This is a genomic window from Microbulbifer sp. ABF4_107 (assembly GCF_056312215.1).
In genome coordinates this window covers 3,003,669-3,020,435 of record NZ_CM149983.1, presented here as the reverse complement: position 1 = coordinate 3,020,435, position 16,767 = coordinate 3,003,669, and the positions used below count along the sequence as shown (strand labels likewise).

18 protein-coding genes are annotated in these 16,767 nt (G+C 53.1%); 11 read left to right on the top strand and 7 right to left on the bottom strand.

Annotated features, from left to right (window positions below):
- Window positions 1–45 precede the first annotated feature (45 nt).
- From ACYX4K_RS12380 to ACYX4K_RS12340, 9 genes are all read left to right on the top strand, one after another.
- Entirely contained in the window at window positions 46–726 is a 681-nt protein-coding gene (locus tag ACYX4K_RS12380; protein ID WP_475091822.1) for a YqiA/YcfP family alpha/beta fold hydrolase, read from the top strand.
- Between the two features lie 26 nt (window positions 727–752).
- Entirely contained in the window at window positions 753–2,639 is a 1,887-nt protein-coding gene (gene parE, locus ACYX4K_RS12375) for a DNA topoisomerase IV subunit B (protein WP_475091823.1), read from the top strand.
- Window positions 2,640–2,902: 263 nt separating this feature from the next.
- Window positions 2,903–3,307 (top strand): hypothetical protein, encoded by a 405-nt coding sequence (locus tag ACYX4K_RS12370; protein WP_475091824.1) that lies wholly within the window; start codon window positions 2,903–2,905, stop codon window positions 3,305–3,307.
- Window positions 3,308–3,472: 165 nt separating this feature from the next.
- The gene (locus tag ACYX4K_RS12365) at window positions 3,473–4,414 is read left to right on the top strand and encodes a hypothetical protein (protein ID WP_475091825.1); all 942 of its coding nucleotides are present in this window, start codon (window positions 3,473–3,475) and stop codon (window positions 4,412–4,414) included.
- Between the two features lie 152 nt (window positions 4,415–4,566).
- Entirely contained in the window at window positions 4,567–5,019 is a 453-nt protein-coding gene (locus tag ACYX4K_RS12360; RefSeq protein ID WP_475091826.1) for a hypothetical protein, read from the top strand.
- 617 nt (window positions 5,020–5,636) lie between these two features.
- Window positions 5,637–5,954, top strand: a complete 318-nt coding sequence (locus tag ACYX4K_RS12355) for a DUF4160 domain-containing protein (protein WP_043319732.1) — start codon at window positions 5,637–5,639, stop codon at window positions 5,952–5,954.
- Entirely contained in the window at window positions 5,935–6,192 is a 258-nt protein-coding gene (locus ACYX4K_RS12350) for a DUF2442 domain-containing protein (protein ID WP_043319731.1), read from the top strand. Before ACYX4K_RS12355 ends, ACYX4K_RS12350 begins: the two co-directional genes overlap by 20 nt.
- A 117-nt stretch (window positions 6,193–6,309) precedes the next feature.
- Window positions 6,310–6,633 carry a hypothetical protein gene (locus ACYX4K_RS12345; RefSeq protein WP_475091827.1) on the top strand — a complete coding sequence of 108 codons (324 nt, stop codon included), beginning with the start codon at window positions 6,310–6,312 and terminating at the stop codon, window positions 6,631–6,633.
- A 189-nt stretch (window positions 6,634–6,822) separates the two neighbouring features.
- A complete protein-coding gene (locus ACYX4K_RS12340) occupies window positions 6,823–7,332 on the top strand; it encodes a hypothetical protein (protein WP_475091828.1) in 510 nt (169 codons plus the stop codon).
- A 266-nt stretch (window positions 7,333–7,598) separates the two neighbouring features.
- Here ACYX4K_RS12340 and ACYX4K_RS12335 read toward each other — a convergent pair whose 3' ends face one another.
- Window positions 7,599–8,099 (bottom strand): lactoylglutathione lyase family protein, encoded by a 501-nt coding sequence (locus ACYX4K_RS12335; RefSeq protein WP_475091829.1) that lies wholly within the window; start codon window positions 8,097–8,099, stop codon window positions 7,599–7,601.
- 91 nt (window positions 8,100–8,190) lie between these two features.
- Here ACYX4K_RS12335 and ACYX4K_RS12330 point away from each other — a divergent pair, with 91 nt between their 5' ends.
- On the top strand, window positions 8,191–9,060 hold the full coding sequence (locus ACYX4K_RS12330; protein WP_475091830.1) for a LysR family transcriptional regulator: 870 nt from the start codon (window positions 8,191–8,193) through the stop codon (window positions 9,058–9,060).
- Window positions 9,061–9,210: 150 nt separating this feature from the next.
- On the opposite strand, the gene ACYX4K_RS12325 is transcribed toward ACYX4K_RS12330, so the two are convergent.
- The 3 genes from ACYX4K_RS12325 to ACYX4K_RS12315 all read right to left on the bottom strand — a co-directional run bounded on the left by ACYX4K_RS12325 (window position 9,211) and on the right by ACYX4K_RS12315 (window position 11,993).
- The gene (locus ACYX4K_RS12325) at window positions 9,211–10,278 is read right to left on the bottom strand and encodes an alpha/beta hydrolase (RefSeq protein ID WP_475091831.1); all 1,068 of its coding nucleotides are present in this window, start codon (window positions 10,276–10,278) and stop codon (window positions 9,211–9,213) included.
- A gap of 70 nt (window positions 10,279–10,348) precedes the next feature.
- Entirely contained in the window at window positions 10,349–11,263 is a 915-nt protein-coding gene (locus tag ACYX4K_RS12320; protein ID WP_475091832.1) for a bile acid:sodium symporter family protein, read from the bottom strand.
- 217 nt (window positions 11,264–11,480) lie between these two features.
- The gene (locus tag ACYX4K_RS12315) at window positions 11,481–11,993 is read right to left on the bottom strand and encodes a GNAT family N-acetyltransferase (protein ID WP_475091833.1); all 513 of its coding nucleotides are present in this window, start codon (window positions 11,991–11,993) and stop codon (window positions 11,481–11,483) included.
- A gap of 476 nt (window positions 11,994–12,469) precedes the next feature.
- Here ACYX4K_RS12315 and ACYX4K_RS12310 point away from each other — a divergent pair, with 476 nt between their 5' ends.
- Window positions 12,470–13,876, top strand: coding sequence for a DEAD/DEAH box helicase (locus ACYX4K_RS12310; protein WP_475091834.1), 1,407 nt, complete (start codon window positions 12,470–12,472; stop codon window positions 13,874–13,876).
- Window positions 13,877–13,955: 79 nt separating this feature from the next.
- On the opposite strand, the gene ACYX4K_RS12305 is transcribed toward ACYX4K_RS12310, so the two are convergent.
- From ACYX4K_RS12305 to ACYX4K_RS12295, 3 genes are all read right to left on the bottom strand, one after another.
- A complete protein-coding gene (locus ACYX4K_RS12305; protein WP_475091835.1) occupies window positions 13,956–14,786 on the bottom strand; it encodes an SDR family NAD(P)-dependent oxidoreductase in 831 nt (276 codons plus the stop codon).
- Window positions 14,787–14,856: 70 nt separating this feature from the next.
- On the bottom strand, window positions 14,857–15,660 hold the full coding sequence (locus ACYX4K_RS12300; protein WP_475091836.1) for a DUF4437 domain-containing protein: 804 nt from the start codon (window positions 15,658–15,660) through the stop codon (window positions 14,857–14,859).
- A gap of 78 nt (window positions 15,661–15,738) precedes the next feature.
- Window positions 15,739–16,722: a zinc-dependent alcohol dehydrogenase family protein gene (locus tag ACYX4K_RS12295; RefSeq protein ID WP_475091837.1), complete on the bottom strand. Its 984-nt coding sequence runs from the start codon at window positions 16,720–16,722 to the stop codon at window positions 15,739–15,741.
- Window positions 16,723–16,767: the final 45 nt, after the last annotated feature.

Below are 16,767 nucleotides of genomic sequence, written 5' to 3'. Positions count from 1 at the left end.
ACCGCCGCCGGTACATCTGCCGGCGGCATCGTTATAATCCCCTGCATGTCGCAACATGCCAACCCTCAACACCGCAGCCCTCAGCACCCCAGTCCCCAGCCGCAGGATCGCCCGCTGCTGGTGTACCTGCACGGGTTCCTGTCTTCCCCACAGTCTTTCAAATGCCAGGAACTCAAAGCGTGGCTGCAGGAAGTTCGCCCGGATATTGTTTTCTATGCACCGCTGGTCTCGCCTTATCCGGCGGAGGCCGCCATGACACTGGGCAAGGTGCTAGAAGATTTCAATAGCAACCACCGCGGCCCCATCGGCTTGGTGGGCAGCTCGATGGGCGGCTTCTGGAGTACCTGGCTGGCAGAACAGCACAGGCTCCCGGCAGTGCTCATCAACCCCGCGGTCACCCCGTCACGGTTTATGCCGAACTATCTGGACCAGAATCTGAAGCCGTACAGTGGTGAGGATAAAACCTATCGCCTGCGCCCGCAGGATGTGGATAAGATGCGGCAACTGGAATCCGGTATTCCGGCTACGCTCAGTGGCCGCTACTGGCTGCTGGCCCAGCGCGGTGACGAAACCCTGGATTATCGCGAGGCGGAAGCCTTCTACCGCGGCCAGCGGCAGACCATCGAAGACGGTGGCGATCATAGTTTTCAGGAATTTGCCCGGCATATGCCCGCGCTGGTAGATTTCCTGTTCCCGAATCAATCAATAACAACACCCAAGCAGTAGGCGCCGGCCACGGCGAGCAGAACTCTATGGCTAATTATTCCGCAGAAGATATCGAGGTATTGACGGGGCTGGACCCGGTGAAAAAGCGCCCGGGGATGTACACCGAGACCACGCGCCCCAACCACCTCGCCCAGGAAGTGATCGACAACAGTGTCGACGAAGCCCTCGCCGGGCACGCCAAGAAAATCGAAGTGGTACTGCACAAAGACCACTCCATCTCCGTCAGCGATGACGGCCGCGGCATGCCTGTGGATATTCACCCGGAGCAGGGGCGTCCGGGGGTGGAAGTGATCCTCTCCACCCTGCATGCGGGTGGCAAGTTCTCCAACAACAACTACCAGTTCTCCGGTGGTTTGCACGGCGTCGGTGTTTCCGTGGTGAATGCCCTGTCCAAGGTGCTCGAAGTGACCATTCAGCGGGATGCCAAGGTACACCGTATTGGTTTCCAGGACGGTGAAAAAGCCTCCGATCTGGAAGTGGTCGGAGAGTGTGGCAAGCGCACCACGGGTACCAGTGTGCGCTTCCTGCCGGACCCGAAATACTTCGACTCGCACAAGTTTTCCGTACCGCGCCTGCGCCACCTGCTGCGTGCCAAGGCCGTGCTCTGCCCGGGCCTGAACGTCACCTTTATCAATGAGCAGGATGGTGAATCCGACCAGTGGTATTACGAAGACGGGCTCAAGGACTATCTCGCCGCAGCAAACCAGGGCTGGGAAGTGCTGCCCGCAGAACCGTTTATCGGCAACTTCGCCGCGCAGACCGAGGCCGCAGACTGGGCTGTACAATGGCTGCCGGAAGGTGGTGAAGTCACCGCTGAGTCCTACGTCAACCTGATCCCCACCGCCCAGGGTGGCACCCACGTGAACGGTCTGCGTGCAGGGCTGCTGGATGCCATGCGTGAATACTGTGAAATCCGCAACCTGCTGCCACGCGGCGTTAAGCTCGGACCGGAAGATATCTGGGGGCAGTGCTCCTATGTACTCTCCGCCAAACTCGCCGATCCGCAGTTTTCCGGTCAGACCAAGGAGCGTCTCAGCTCCCGTGAAGCCACCGCCTTTATTTCCGGTGTAGCCAAAGATGCTTTCGGCCTGTGGCTCAACCAGCACACCGAAGACGGTGACAAACTCGCCGAGCTCTGCATCAGCAATGCGCAAAAACGCCTGCGCTCAGCGAAAAAAGTCGCGCGCAAAAAAGTTACCCAGGGACCTGCACTCCCCGGCAAGCTCGCCGACTGCTCCAGCGCCGATGCCAGCCGCTCAGAACTCTTCCTGGTGGAAGGGGACTCTGCCGGTGGCTCTGCAAAGCAGGCGCGCGACCGCGAATTCCAGGCCATCATGCCCCTGCGCGGTAAAATCCTGAACACCTGGGAAGTCGACTCCAGTGAAATCCTAGCCAGCCAGGAAGTCCATGATATTGCCGTCGCCCTCGGCGTCGATCCCGGCAGCGACAACCTCGAAGGCCTGCGCTACAACAAAATCTGTATCCTTGCCGATGCCGACTCCGACGGCCTGCACATTGCAACCCTGCTGTGCGCACTCTTCCTGCGCCACTTCCGCCCGCTGATTACCGCCGGCCACGTTTACGTTGCCATGCCGCCGCTGTTCCGCATCGATATTGGCAAGGACGTCTACTACGCACTGGATGACGCCGAGCGCCAGGGCATCCTCGACCGCATTGCCGCCGAGAAGAAGAAAGGCAAAATCCAGGTAACGCGATTCAAAGGCCTGGGTGAAATGAACCCGCTGCAATTGCGTGAAACCACCATGGACCCCAACACGCGTCGGCTGGTCCAGCTCTATATTGACGCGGGAGACAACAGTAATCAGTTGCTGGATATGCTCCTCGCCAAGAAGCGGGCCAGCGATCGCAAGCAGTGGCTCGAAAGCAAGGGAAACCTCGCAGAAGTAAGTTGAATCCAAAGCCCCGCCTTGCGGGGCTTTGTTATTTATGCCTCAAAGAAAATACCCACTTATAACGGGTCGAAGGCCCTGGTTGGCGAGGTCCTGGCCGGATGTAGATCCATGATGCGGGTAGGGCTATATGTCTAGATATAGACATATTCGATATGAGGCGGTATGGCTATATATAGCCATTATGGGTATATATAGACATCTCATGCCCAGATGTAGACATTATGTCTATATCTGGGGCTTATGAATAAAACTGTTAGGCAATTATGAAGCATCTTAAACGATCTGAATTGTCGAATACTCTCGAAGAATTAGAATTCTTTCCTGAGCTAAAAGAAGACTTATCAGTATACATGTATCACTATATTCATCAGATCGATTTGGAGATGGTTCAACTTTTACTGAAAGCAGGCGCTAATCCCAATCCCAAAGAAAATATGGATTGCTATCTCCATCACTTGCTTCATGAGTACATTGTCACCAAATCTACTAAAGGCGATTCCGTGTTGCAGATGGCGCGTATTTTATTGGAGGCAGGAGCAAATCCAAATAGAGTATGGAGCAATAATTGGAGGGCCTATGATTACGCAGCGGACGATAATTATGTTTCGGAGTATGCTGAATTGCTTCTGAAATATGGGGCTGATCCATCCATACGAGAGAAGATCTAAAAATTCCTAACAAGCAGCGGCAGAGCGACAGCCAACGCTACGCACCTTTTGTGTTACTCGCTGGCGCTCAAACATTAACACAAAAGGTGCTCCGCGCTGGCTGCGCCTGCGCTGGGCGTTAGGCGACCGAGTGATCCACAAAAAATAAGAAGTGAATTAGATAAGATGAACGAAGAAAATGACGAGCGAATTGCGCGAAGAAAAGAAATATTTGGCGGCGCTCTTTTCGATATTGAACATGCCTTGAGCATGTACGCTACAAGTTATTGTACAGTTCCAGCATCCGCAATTTACGAGAAAGAGGCTTTAGATCCGTATATGAGTGTTGTGGAAAATTGTCACATCTACTTAATAGGATTTACGCCTGTCGTAAAATTGCTAGATGCAAAACAAGTAAATAATAATTTTCATCTAACATTTTCAGTCAAAGGAAAAGAATGTCAGATTTGTGCCGAGTTACCTCCAGTTCTAACCTTGAAAAGTGAAGAAGACATTTTCTATTTGGAAACTGTGGATGGTGACAGATGCTGGCCGAATGAAGCTGTGATGATGCGTAAAATATCGGAACAGACGGGTGAGTTAAACTTTGAGGTTAAATACGTAGGGCAAGCGTATGGGAAGGATGGCTCTAGAAATGCTGTAGATAGACTTCTAAAGCATGAGACACTGCAGAAAATTGCAGTCAAAGGTGTGCCAGATGGGCACAACTTGTCCTTACTGCTTCTTGAAGTTCAGCCTAATAATCAAATGTTTACGGTTTTTAATCCTTTTGCTGAGAATAGTGATAGCAGTAATGCTCGAATCAAATCTGGCATAGACAAACTGTACGGAACCACAGAGCAAGAGCGCATAGCGCTTTACGAGGCGTCATTAATTAGATACTTCATGCCTGAGTATAACAAGGAGTTCAAGAATAGCTTTCCTTCAACTAATTTGAAGATTCTTCAGGATTGCTATGAAAAGGATTTTTCTGCTGTCATCTCAGAAGTTTGTATCGAAGAACTCCCGTTCAAAATTTTTTCTACTAGTGTAGCTCCAAAGGCATTTCATATAGCAAAGCATGATCTTCACAAGGAAGATAATAGGAGAGCATTCTTCGGAATTTAAGGGGGTATGTATCGGGGCTCCGTCGCGCCTAACAAGCAGCGGCAGAGCGACAGCCAACGCTACGCACCTTTTGTGTTACTCGCTGTCGCTCAAACATTAACACAAAAGGTGCTCCGCGCTGGCTGCGCCTGCGCTGGGCGTTAGCATAACCAATGAATAAAGTATTTTTTCAGTCAAGAATGCAAGATGCTGTTTCTCGGATAATTCAATCGTCAATCTATGCGATAGTTTTACTGGTTACGTGCTATTCAGGTTCAATATTTTTAGATTTTCCGATTAACGAAATTTATCTAAAAATTTATACTGTCGGATTCTTCGTATTTCAAATGGCCATATTTACTTGGCTAGTTTTATTTAATACTGGTGGTGATAAGGTTGTCGAGCACTCTCTCGAAATTACCCGGGATAAGGTGAGGTACACTGATTTTGGCGATGTCACTGATTTAGATCGGTCAGATATAAAATCTGTAAATTTGAAAATGTTTCCATCAATAAATTTCGTGATTCTCGGGCTGTCTGGTCGTAAAATCGAGTTCCCGTACTTTACATTTAACTCGGAGCAGCGTCGCAGTATTCGTCAGGCTCTAGTGCCAAGAAGATGCTAACAATGCCGGGCAAAATACTCCGGGCCTTCGGCCCTCCGTGGGACAGCTTACCTTATACGCGTCCTGCGCGGGTCGCTACGCTCCCATTTTCGCGCAAAACGCGCATAAGGTAAGCCGCCCCTGCCGGCGGCGTTAACGTGCTGAGGCAAGAAAGTAGTTTGTGGGCTGGCTGAGAGAAATCGAATTTAAAAAGCATTGAATAGCGGATTGTGGTTGATTCCAGGTTCGGGTAAAGAGAAGGTTGGTGCTTCGGGATTTTACCGGCCATCCGAAATGATGGAGAAAGGCATAGTCCGCTAGAAATTGTTGGCTGCAAGTTAGGTGACCAAATTTCGGCGGCGCCTTAAACTGCAGGTTTTTTGTAATGTAGAGAAAGGCTTGTGGCTAATTCTCACCCTTTTTATATGGGTGCGGGCGGCAAGTCTCAAGCAGAAAATTTAGTCCGTAGCGGCCCAAAGGGCGGTGCACGTTAACAAGGCGCTGCAGCCGACATCTTACTTTGAGCACTTTGTTGCGCAGTCGCTACGCTCCTATTTTCGCGCAACAAAGCGCCCAAAGTAAGCTGCGGCTGAGCGCGGCGTTATGCAATCAAGGAGAAACTTCACAAGGAGAATGTGATGCCAAAACTATATCAATACCTCGGAATTACTCTTTTCTTCTATAGCAATGAGCATGAACCTATTCACGTCCATGCAAAATATGAAGGAAAAGAAAGTAAGGCGGAAATTCATTTCTTCCACGGAAAAATCAGCAAGATTATCATCAAGGATAAAGGGCAGGGTTTAGATCCTAAGAAGAGAAAAGAGTTTGAAGAATTTGTCAACGTATATGCTGATGAAATCGTTGAGAAGTGGGTTTCATACTTCGTGAGAAAGCAGCCTATTGCTCCTAAAGTAATCACGCAGAGAGTTAAAAATGTCAGAAATTTTGGTTGAGTCTGTCCGTCACCTAAAATCTCACATTCTTGAAATAACTTTCAATGACGGCCACAAGCAGATCGTAGATTTTGCACCATTTATATTTTCTGTGGGTCATCCAGACTATGAACAGTATAAGTCTGAAAGAAAGTTTCTTGAGTATGAGATAGTGGATGGGAACCTAAATTGGGATGATTACACAATGATTTTCCCTGTAGAGGACCTCTACGCTAACAAAATACTCCGAAGTGCATAACAATCAGCGGCAGAGCGACAGCCAACGCTACGCACCTTTTGTGTTACTCGCTGTCGCTCAAACATTAACACAAAAGGTACTCCGCGCTGGCTGCGCCTGCGCTGGGCGTTAAGCACTATGAGTATGTCAGCTAGTTTTAAAAAGAATTTTTCAACTTTCTTGTTGATTTTTGGAGTTGCCTCAGCAGCTTTTACAGCTTACTTCGCTCCATTTTTCGGAATGGTCTTTGATTCTGTTTCTAATTCAGGTTTCATAGAGCAATCTAAGTATGTCTTTGTGTTTTTAATTTCCAATCATATCTATCTGGTAGCGCTATCTTTGGTTGGGTTTTTTATAATGGGATTTAAGAGTAAAGTTTCTGGATCACTTGTTTTCGCTAGTATTCCTATCGTTAATTTGTGTGTCATTTTTGTTTTGGGCCAGTTGGTCGGTGGGTGGTGAGCACCCAGGTAGCGTCATGCTTAACAATCGCAAGCAGTTTGCTACGGCCCTCCGGGCCTCCGCGGGACGCCCAACGCTATGCACGTTTTGTGCGGGTCGCTGCGCTCCCAGTTTCGCACAAAACGTGCATAGCATTGGTCGCCCCTGTTGCGGGCGTTATGCGTCTCGGTTCAAAGGGAGTTACGAAATATGAATCTAAAATTTCCTAAGTCTATGGAAGAGTTTAAGGAGCTAATTGAGACTCTTGATGTCGAATCGCCAACTCAATGGGCGAGTAGTTCCGAGTATCGTCGTGGAGATGTAATTGAATTTTTATTTTTATGGTCAATTTGGCAATACATCGAAAACCCTAATAATTCATCTTATTCAAAAGATCGTATAGAAAATGAAAAAGCGTGGGCCAATAGAAACCCAAGTAGAACAATAAACCCTGTAATTCCGATAGTTGAAAAATTCATTAGCAAGGGAATATCTCCTGAAGAAATTTCGCAACTCGTTATGTTGGAGCAAGAAAGTTTGGCGTACAGTATCTGCTATCATCTGGACGATCCGAATTCATGCACCGGAATGATGAGCCATGAAGATAATGGGGTCGGCTTATATGTAGAAGATAAGAATGGAAATCCTATTGTTACCGAATGTATGACTTGTTTGCACGAAGTGCTTCATTGTGCAAAGCCTAAAGGTTTTCTACTTTGATTTACACTGATCAATGACGCTGAATAAATATAATTCAATTTGATCGGGCACTAAAAATTACATGTAGCGGTTTTAGTGTAAGTCAGTGGTGTAGTCAAGCATAACAAACAGCGGCAGAGCGACAACCAACGCTACGCACCTTTTGTGTTACTCGCTGGCGCTCAAACATTAACACAAAATATGCTCCACGCTAGCTGCGCCTGCGCTGGGCGCTCAGGGAGCCTCTAGCCTCGCTAAGCCGCTATCGAATTCTTGCTGGTGAATCGTCAGTAGGCTCCCGCGCTGTAGATCAATTCGTAGCTATGACTATAAATTTCTACGATGTTCCCAAACGGATCTTCCATATAGATCATGCGGTAGGGCTTCTCGCCGGGGTAATAGTAGCGCGGCTTCTCCATGCGCTTTTTACCACCAGCAGCCACGATGCGCTGTGCAAGTTCTTCGACGTTCGGGTCTTGTACGCAGAAGTGAAAAACCCCGGTTTTCCAGTACTCGAAATTGTCTTTCGGGTTGGTCTGGTTTTTGAACTGAAAAAGTTCCACTCCGATTCGATCTCCTGTCGATAGGTGAGCGATACGGAAGCTCCCCCAGCCCGCGCCGAATACATCGGTGCACATCTCTCCGATGGCGCTGTTGTCCTCTTCGATTTCGGTTGGCTCCATAATCAGATACCAACCCATGACCTCTGTATAGAATTTAACGGCGCGCTCAAGGTCCGGCACGGATATGCCAATATGTGAAAAATTTCTTGGATAAACGTTGCTCATTGCTGTCCTCCTCTGATGAGTAAGAAAAGGTTACATAACACTGATTATTACGTAAAATTATGATTTGTGATTATTTAGATTTCATAATGTAATGATAAATACCACTTGGTTACGCAGCTTTTGCACTCTGGTTGAAGTTGGTCATTTCACGCGTACCGCAGAGCGGCTCCATATGACGCAGTCCGGGGTTAGTCAGCACGTCAGAAAGCTGGAGGAGCAGCTCGGCGCCGAGCTGCTTGTACGGCAGGGCAAGCAGTTCTCACTCTCGGATACCGGTGAAAGGCTTTATGCCGACGCGCAGGGCATTCTCCTCGCGTTGTCGAATCTGGAGCAGAACATTCGAGACGATCCGCCCTACGAAGGCGTTGTGAGGGTGATGTCGCCGGGAAGTGTCGGGCTTAAGTTGTATCCACATTTGCTGGAGTTGCAGAGCGAGCATCCGAAGCTTGTTATTGATTATCGGTTTGCACCCAATGCCGATGTGGAAAATGCAATCGCTGAATCTACCGTTGATATTGGATTCATGACGTCGAAACCCACCCTGGCCGATGTGGTTTGCACGCCGGTCGCGGAAGAGTCGCTGCTGTTGGTAACACCTGCTTCAGTCAAAGAGCCGGAGTGGGACACGTTGATGGCACTTGGCTTTATCGACCACCCTGACGGGAGTCATCACGCTAACCTGCTTCTCGGTGCCAATTACCCTGAATTTCAGCACAGTAACCTGTTTCCAAGAACGGGATTCTCAAACCAGATTGGCCTGATTTTGGAACCGGTAAGTATGGGGCTGGGTTTTACCATTCTTCCGGCACATGCGGTTGAAGCCTTCCAACGGCCTGAGCAGATTAAAGCTCATCAACTTTCTAGCCCGGTCAGCGAAACGCTATACCTTTGCGCTCTGCGGAATAGGGCGCTTCAGAAGAGGCTGGAAACGGTAATTTCCGAAGCCAAGCGATGGCTCTAGGAAAAGCTGAAATTTGATAAATCGCGTCGCTACGTTCTAAATTTTGCGAAAATACGCATCGTTAGGGTTTCCACTTATCTGGGTAAGATCAGGCTCGACAAGGGCTCGTCAGTATTTGATGGAGCCCAATGTGCCATATGAACCTTGATGTTATTTCAGATGCGTTTGCAGAAACTGGATCATGTCGTCCAGAGTGTCCGGTGCATCATCATCAAAACAGTTGCCTAGATATTCGTTGCAGCCATTATCGAGAAAAGCATGATTTTTGTCTGCGTACTCTTTGAATACTACTGATTGCCCCGCCGTTTCCAGATGATCTGCAAACTTCTTAACGGCTGCTGGCGGTGTCGTTGTATCCCTGCTGCCGACGTGAGCAAATATTGCGGGTAGCTTTCGGTCCTGTACATTGGGTATCAGGTGAATTGGCGATACGGCCTGGTAGAGCTCCGGATGTGTGGCGACGCTGATATCGTTCCCGAAAATGCTACGCGCTTTGGCGCCGCCCATTTGCCAGAAGCCGTTACCCGGAGACTCCAGACCTTCGCGGACCCGCTTTTCAAGATCAAACACACCGTAGCTCAGTACCGCCGCTTTTATCGGGCTCTGTTCCCGGTTTGCGATCTGTTCCGGTGTTTTTCCGGCGGGGATATAGGTAGGCCGGAATGAGAGGTTACCCGGGCCGAAAGGTTTACTGCTCAGATTAGTCGCAGCGAGCACGACCATGGCGCTCAAGTGGCCACCGGCGCTATCGCCGGTAACGGCAATACGGCCCGGATCACCGCCATACTTGGAAATATGCGCTTCTACCCACAGAAATCCGCCGAGCGCGTCCTCAATAATTTCGCCCATGGTTGTGGTGTTGTTATTGTCACCGAGCAGTCGGTAGTTCATGTTGGCGACCACAAACTCGCCATTGCGTGCGAGGTATCTGGCAGTGGATTCCATGATGCTGTTGTCGTTAATCAGCCAGCCGCCGCCGTGATAGATGATCACAACCGGATACCGTTGGCGGCCGGTGTCAGGCACAAAAATGTCAGTGGTGAGGGTCTTGCCGCCGGCCTTTGCCCACGGGATATCCCGGTATTCGAGCAGTGGGCTCGTTACCTGCTGCGGAGTTGATTCGGCCGATGCCGATGCCGAGGCTGTGTAGCCTGTGAGTAGGAATAGCAGAGTGACGAGGGCAGAGCGAAGGGCGCTAGGTGAGCTTTTGAGGAGCATGGGTGGCCTCACATGTTGTGGTGAGGCCACTCTACGGGGCATTTCGAGCGAATGCCAGGCGGGCTGTCGTTTAGCCAGCTTCGGCAGTACGGGAGGGCTCTTCGGCGCTTGCGGAGGTCGCTGAAGCCCTGGCGAGCCGGCGGCCGTATGCGGCAAGCAGGAACCCGATCGGGAACATGATGACGCCGTAAATGGCCGAGGGTACCGACATCTCATTGGATTGCAGCAGGGTGAGTGTCACCATCAATCCGAGTGTGCCGTTTTTGATACCCAACTCGGTGGCAACCGCAAGGCGTTCGCGGCTTCCCAGCCCGGCAGCGCGGGTGCAGAGCAGGCCAATAGCGATACCCAGAATATTCAGGGCGACGGTTGCGGGGCCGGCCTGGATCAGCAGGTCGACGAAACGGTCGCGCATGCCGTAGATAATACCGGCGATCAGAACTGCAAGGACCAGCCCGCCAAACACGCTGACCAGCCCTTCCGCGCGTGCAGCCAGGGCCGGGCGCAACGCTTTCACGCCCATGCCTATGGCCACCGGTAGTAAAACGATCGCAGACAACATCAATACCGTCTTCCCGAATGGCAGAGAAATAGTCTGTTGTGTGCCGGAGAAAGCTTGCAGGGCGTAGTTTGCGAACAGCGGCAGGCTCATGATCGTGATCAGGCTGGCAGATACGGTCAAAACAATAGACAGTGCCACATTGCCCTTGGCCAACAGGGTAAACAGGTTTGATGTGGTACCACCGGGACACGCGGCGATGATTACCAGTCCAACCGCCATTGCCGGAGGCAGCTGTAGTGCCCATGCAAGCGCGAAGGCGGCGAGGGGCATGACCACGATTTGGGTGATAGTGCCGATAATCAGGCCGGCGGGTTTCACGGTGACCTGGTGAAAGTCCCGGGCGGTGAGGGTCATACCGATACCGATCATGATGATGAACAGGGACAGGGGGAGACCGATCGAAATGAGAGGGCTGGATTCCATGGGAACCTCCGGATTTATTATTAGCTCTTATGTGTATAGCCCAAAGTGCCGGAGCTTCCATACGTTGGCAAGTTTTCTAAGGACATGACGGTCGTGGCCTTTGCGGCTTCGCGGGTATGGCCACGCTGTCACCAGCGCCGACAAGCGGCGCTGGCGAGGGTGAGTGCAGGCCAAGCTCAGAGCAGGTTCATTGCAGGCTGAGCTAGCGCAGACTGAGCTAGTGCAGATTGAGAGAGTAACGCAAGGTTGTGTAATCTAGCGGGTCGGCCTTGCAGGCAAACCCCAGTTCCCGCGCGACGTGGTCGATGGCGCTATTGCCTGCGGACTCGATGGAGTAGATTTCGTCCAGGCCATCTGCTTTGGCGGCGTCGACCAGCTCGCCTAGCAACAGTTTACCCAGGCCGACGTTTTGCCAGTCATCGGCAACCACGACGGCGCACTCGCAGGTGCGGCCATCCGGATCACAGGCGAAGTTGGCGACACCCGTGGCGTGCAGGGTCCCGGATTCATCCTCAAACAGTGCGATAAAGGCTTCGTGCTGCGCGTCATTGTCGGTGAGTACGCGCATCAGTTGCTGACTGACCTGGCCGATCCCGCCGAGAAATCGCATGCGGCTGGAGTCTGCTGACAGACTCTCAATCAGCTCCCGTTCCAGTTCACCGTCGCTGGCCCTGACCGGGCGGATGCTGACTTCGCGGCCGTCGCGTAGCGTGTGGGTCGTGTAAGACATAAATTAGCCCTCCCCGTTTTGTGGTGGAGAAATACTACGGTGGGCCTTTTGGTCTCGAAAGGTTCCACGGTCAGGAGCGTGAATAATCCTGCATAAAGTGTTCACGGTGCGAAATTGCAATTAAAACTGGGCAGTCTACCGCGCTGTGTTATAGTGCCGCGGCTGGCGCTACCGCCAGTTGCGTCATCTGTAGGTCGAATTAATTTTCGACTCAATTCCGGAACGCTGTTCTCAACAGTGTGTCTGAACCCTTTCTACTGAATGCCGCACCCGGCCGATTGAGAACATTCGGCCAACGCCTTTGGCGGCAACCAATCTCACCCCGTGGAACATCGGCCCTGAATCTGAAGTCTGACTGGACTTGAAACAAGGGATCGGCGGGTTGAGCATTCCAATTTTTGCCCGGAGCACCACGGCTCGGGCGCAACGCGAGCCGGCGTGATTGTTCCGCAGGCTGCACTCAAGTAAGAAAACCTATGCTTTTTGAAGACCTCGGCCTTGTGCCGGAAATTGCCCGCGCCGTTGCGGAGCAGGGCTATACCAAACCCACCCCGATTCAGGAGCAGGCCATCCCTGTGGTAATGCGCGGTGGTGACGTGATGGCGGCGGCCCAGACCGGTACCGGCAAGACTGCCGGTTTTACCCTGCCGCTGCTGCACAAACTGAGCGCCGGTGAGCGCGCGCGCAACAACCAGGTGCGCGCCCTGGTGCTGACCCCTACCCGCGAACTGGCGGCGCAGGTGTTCGACAACGTACAGAGCTACAGCCAGTACCTGCCCATGCGTCACTCGGTGGTGTTTGGCGGTGTGAAGATCAACCCGCAGATGATGCGCCTGCGCGGTGGTGCAGACATTCTTGTGGCCACCCCCGGCCGTCTGCTGGACCTGTACAACCAGCGCGCGATCAAGTTCGACCAGTTGGAAACCCTCGTGCTGGACGAAGCCGACCGCATGCTGGACATGGGCTTTATCCACGACATCAAAAAAATCCTGAAGGTACTGCCGACGAAGCGCCAGAACCTGCTGTTCTCTGCGACCTTCTCCCCGGAAATCCGCAGCCTGGCCAAGGGCTTGGTGAATGACCCGGTAGAAATCGACGTGGCGCCGCGCAACAGCACCACCAAGACGGTGGTCCAGAAGCTGCACCCGGTGGATAAGTCCCGCAAGGCGTCTCTGCTGTGTCATCTGATCAAGGAAAATGGCTGGCATCAGGCGCTGGTGTTCAGCCGCACCAAGCACGGTGCCAACCGTCTGGCCAAACAGTTGGAACAGAGCCGAATTCCGGCGGCAGCGATTCACGGCAATAAAAGCCAGAATGCGCGCACCAAGGCCCTGGCCGACTTTAAAGCCGGCAAGGTGCAGATTCTGGTGGCCACTGATATCGCCGCGCGCGGTATTGATATCGACCAGCTGCCCCAGGTAGTGAACTTCGATTTGCCGAACGTGCCGGAAGATTACGTGCACCGCATTGGCCGTACCGGCCGTGCCGGTGCTTCCGGCCAGGCGGTGTCTCTGGTTTCAGCGGATGAAGCCAAGCAGCTGTGGGATATCGAGAAGCTGATCCAGAAGCCGATCGAGCGGGAAGAAATTGAAGGCTTTGAGCCGGATCACCAGTTGCCGGCCTCTGGCGGTAAACCGGGTAAGGGCAATCAGGTGCGTCGTGGCGGCGGTGGTCGCAACAAGCCGTCTGGTAACAAGGCTGGCGGCGGTCGCGCTTCTGGGAACCGCGATTCTGGTGGCCGCTCTGAAAACCGCAACGGCGGCCAGCGCTCTGGCAATCGTGCGAACGGTAATCGGGTGGACGGCAACCGGAGCGGGGGAAATAACGCTGCCAAACCCGGGCAGCGCCGCCGTCGTCCGCAGCGGAAAACGGAATCCGCCTGACAGCGGATTCTCTAGCTGTGCGCGCGGGTAATCTCGCGCGTCATCGCGAGAAGCGTCTTGAGAGGTATCACGAGAGGCATCAGTAGCTGAGCCCGACACGCTGTAACACGGACTGAATGCCGGTGACTAGGGCCTGGCATTTTGCTGCATCGAGTGCATCTGCATGAGGTGCGGCAAAGCTTCCCTTGTCGTTATCAAAGTATTTTCCTGAGGCGCCCTCGAACTCTCGGGAGAGGGTGGCGCGGACAAGGATGTCTGCGCCGATCTGGATATCATTTCCCGCCTGCCCAAATCCTTCTTTCACCATTTTGGTGGCCAACAGCGAGCCCGGGTTTACCGCGACAAGCATCGGCCCCTGATCTCCATTCTGCTGAGCCGTCCACATAGTGAGTGCCAGCTTGCTCTGCGCGTAGGCCGTGAAGGCATCGTCGATTTCCCGTTTTCCCGCAAGTGCCTGCAGATCGACCGGCGACTGTGCGGCAGACGACAGGTTGACCACGCGCGCATCTGCGGCCAGGTTTGACGTCAGCAATTGCGTCAGCAAAAAGGGCGCAATGGTATTTACCGCAAACCGGATATCCAGGTTGTCTTCTGTACGCGTTTCCGGAACCTGAAACACACCGGCATTATTGATCAGAACATCAATGACCGGGTGATCTCTGGTGACCGCCTGAGCAAGCGTTTGTACTTCTTCCAGCACGGAAAAATCGGCGAGGTAACCAGCTGCGGTATTTTTTTCTGCCGCACCCGGGGCCTTCCCGAAAACCGTTTCTTGCGCTGTGGCGAGCTTGGCTGCGCTGCGTCCGTGCAATAGAACCTCGTGCCCTTGTGCATGCAGTGCCTGTGCCGTGGCCAGACCCAGTCCATCGGTGGCACCGGTGATCAGAATGGTTTTCTTGTTCGCTTTCATAAGGCCTCCATTTTCGTAGTCAGGGTGCTTTGCCGCTCGTCTCAGCCGGTGCTGGCAGAATTCTCAGTAGCTACTCGATTCGGTAGCTGCCATTGGAGTTGATGTAGAGTACCGCGCCTTCCTGAGTTTCGATGCGATGCTTACCCGCTGTGGAGGCGCTGAAAAAGCTGCTTGGCGATAGCGATGTCCGGGTTTTGTCTCTGTTCCATCGGTAGCTGGCCTCACCGCTGACCACTACCGCTTTCAACCCGTTCGGGTTCTCGATGGTGCCGTTGAATCCGGCAGGTAATCGGACAAAGCTGCCATTGGCCGCACTGGGTTTACCCCAGAGATACGCCACTTGCGCGTTCCCCTTATCGAGCCAGGTCACGTCTTTCGCATCCAGCCAGACGAGGTTGCGCTCATCGATATTGATCGGGCGCTCGCCGCTATCAAACGCTTTCTCCGGGGGCAGCACGAGATAGGGACCGCTGTCGATCTCCAGATAGATCAGGTTGCGCTCTCCATTGGCTGCGGTAATGTGGGTTTCCCCTGCGGGCTGTGTCCAGAATGAGCCGGTGGAGAGCCACATGTTTTCCGCGCCCGGGTCATCATTGTGCATACGCCCTTCAATCACCACACCGCGGTAAGTGATGTTGTGAATGTGGGGTGGGGAAGAGAACCCCTTGTCGAATTTCACCAGCATCCCGGTTGCCATATCTTTGGTCCGGTCTCCCCACAGGTCGGCGGCTTTGGGGCTGGCATCCCCTCTGAGCGGGTTGAGCAGGCCCCACTCAATATTGTCGGTGGCAATGACGGTGTGATCGCCGGCGATGGTGGGTAGTGCAAACAGACTTGTAGCCAGAGCTATTGCCGTTAGTGTGATTTTTCTCATGTGGATTTATCTCCCGGTGAGGACCAGCGCCTTCCTTTGGGAAGAGCGCTGTGCCCCTGCCTTGGCGTAAGGGAACAATTAATTTTCTACAACAACCTTGCCGATGGCTTTGCCAGTCGTGAGGTGATCCTGGGCGCGGCCGATATCTTCGAGACCAAAGTAGGTGTCGTCCACCAGGGGTGTCAGTGCGCCGGCATCAATAATTTTTGCCAGTTCCTTCAGAATGGCACCGTGGGTTTCCCGCTGCACGTTGTGCAGCATGGGGATCAGCATAAATACCACATGCAGTGACAATCCTTTGAAATGGGCCGGGCTGAGGTCCAGGTCGAGCAGCGCGACGGTGGTGGCGATTTGGCCGTTGAGTGCGGCAGCCTCGAACGAGTTGCCCAGGTTCGCGCCACCCACCGAGTCAAACACGATATCGAAGCCGGTCCCGCCGGTGTGTTTTTCCACATAGTCAGCGACCTTCTCTTTTTTGAAGTCGATGGCGGTGGCTCCGTACCCTTGGATAATCTCCAATTGCTCGCCGTGGCCGGTGGCGTATGTATCGGCACCGAAGTGGCGCGCCAGCTGGACTGCGACGTGGCCGACACCACCGGCACCGCCGTGGACCAGTACGCGTTTTCCTGCCTGGGTACCAGCCCGTTTCAGTCCCTCAAATGCGGTGATGCCAACCAGGGGGAGCGCGGCCGCTTCACGCATGGAGAGGGTTTTGGGTTTGTGCGCGACCAGGCGGGCGTCCGCCAGCATAAATTCCGCGAGGCTGCCTTGCAGGTCTGCCAGCCCACCGGCGCAGCCGTAGACTTCATCGCCAGGCTGGAAGTCATTCACGCCTTCGCCGACGGATTCCACGGTGCCGGCGAAGTCCATGCCGAGCACGGCGGGAAGATCCGGTGCCAGAGGGAGCTCCTTACCCATTTGGCGGATCATGGTATCGACGGTATTGACGCTGGAGGCGGCGACGCGCACCAGCAGGTGACCGGGTTGTACGTCCGGGCGCGGCAAGTCGGTGGCCTGGAAGCGGGCATCGGCGCCGTATTCGTTGAGGATCATGGCTTTCATGGTGTGCTCCTGTCGCTGCCGGGGTCCGTGGTCTTCAGTGCCCGC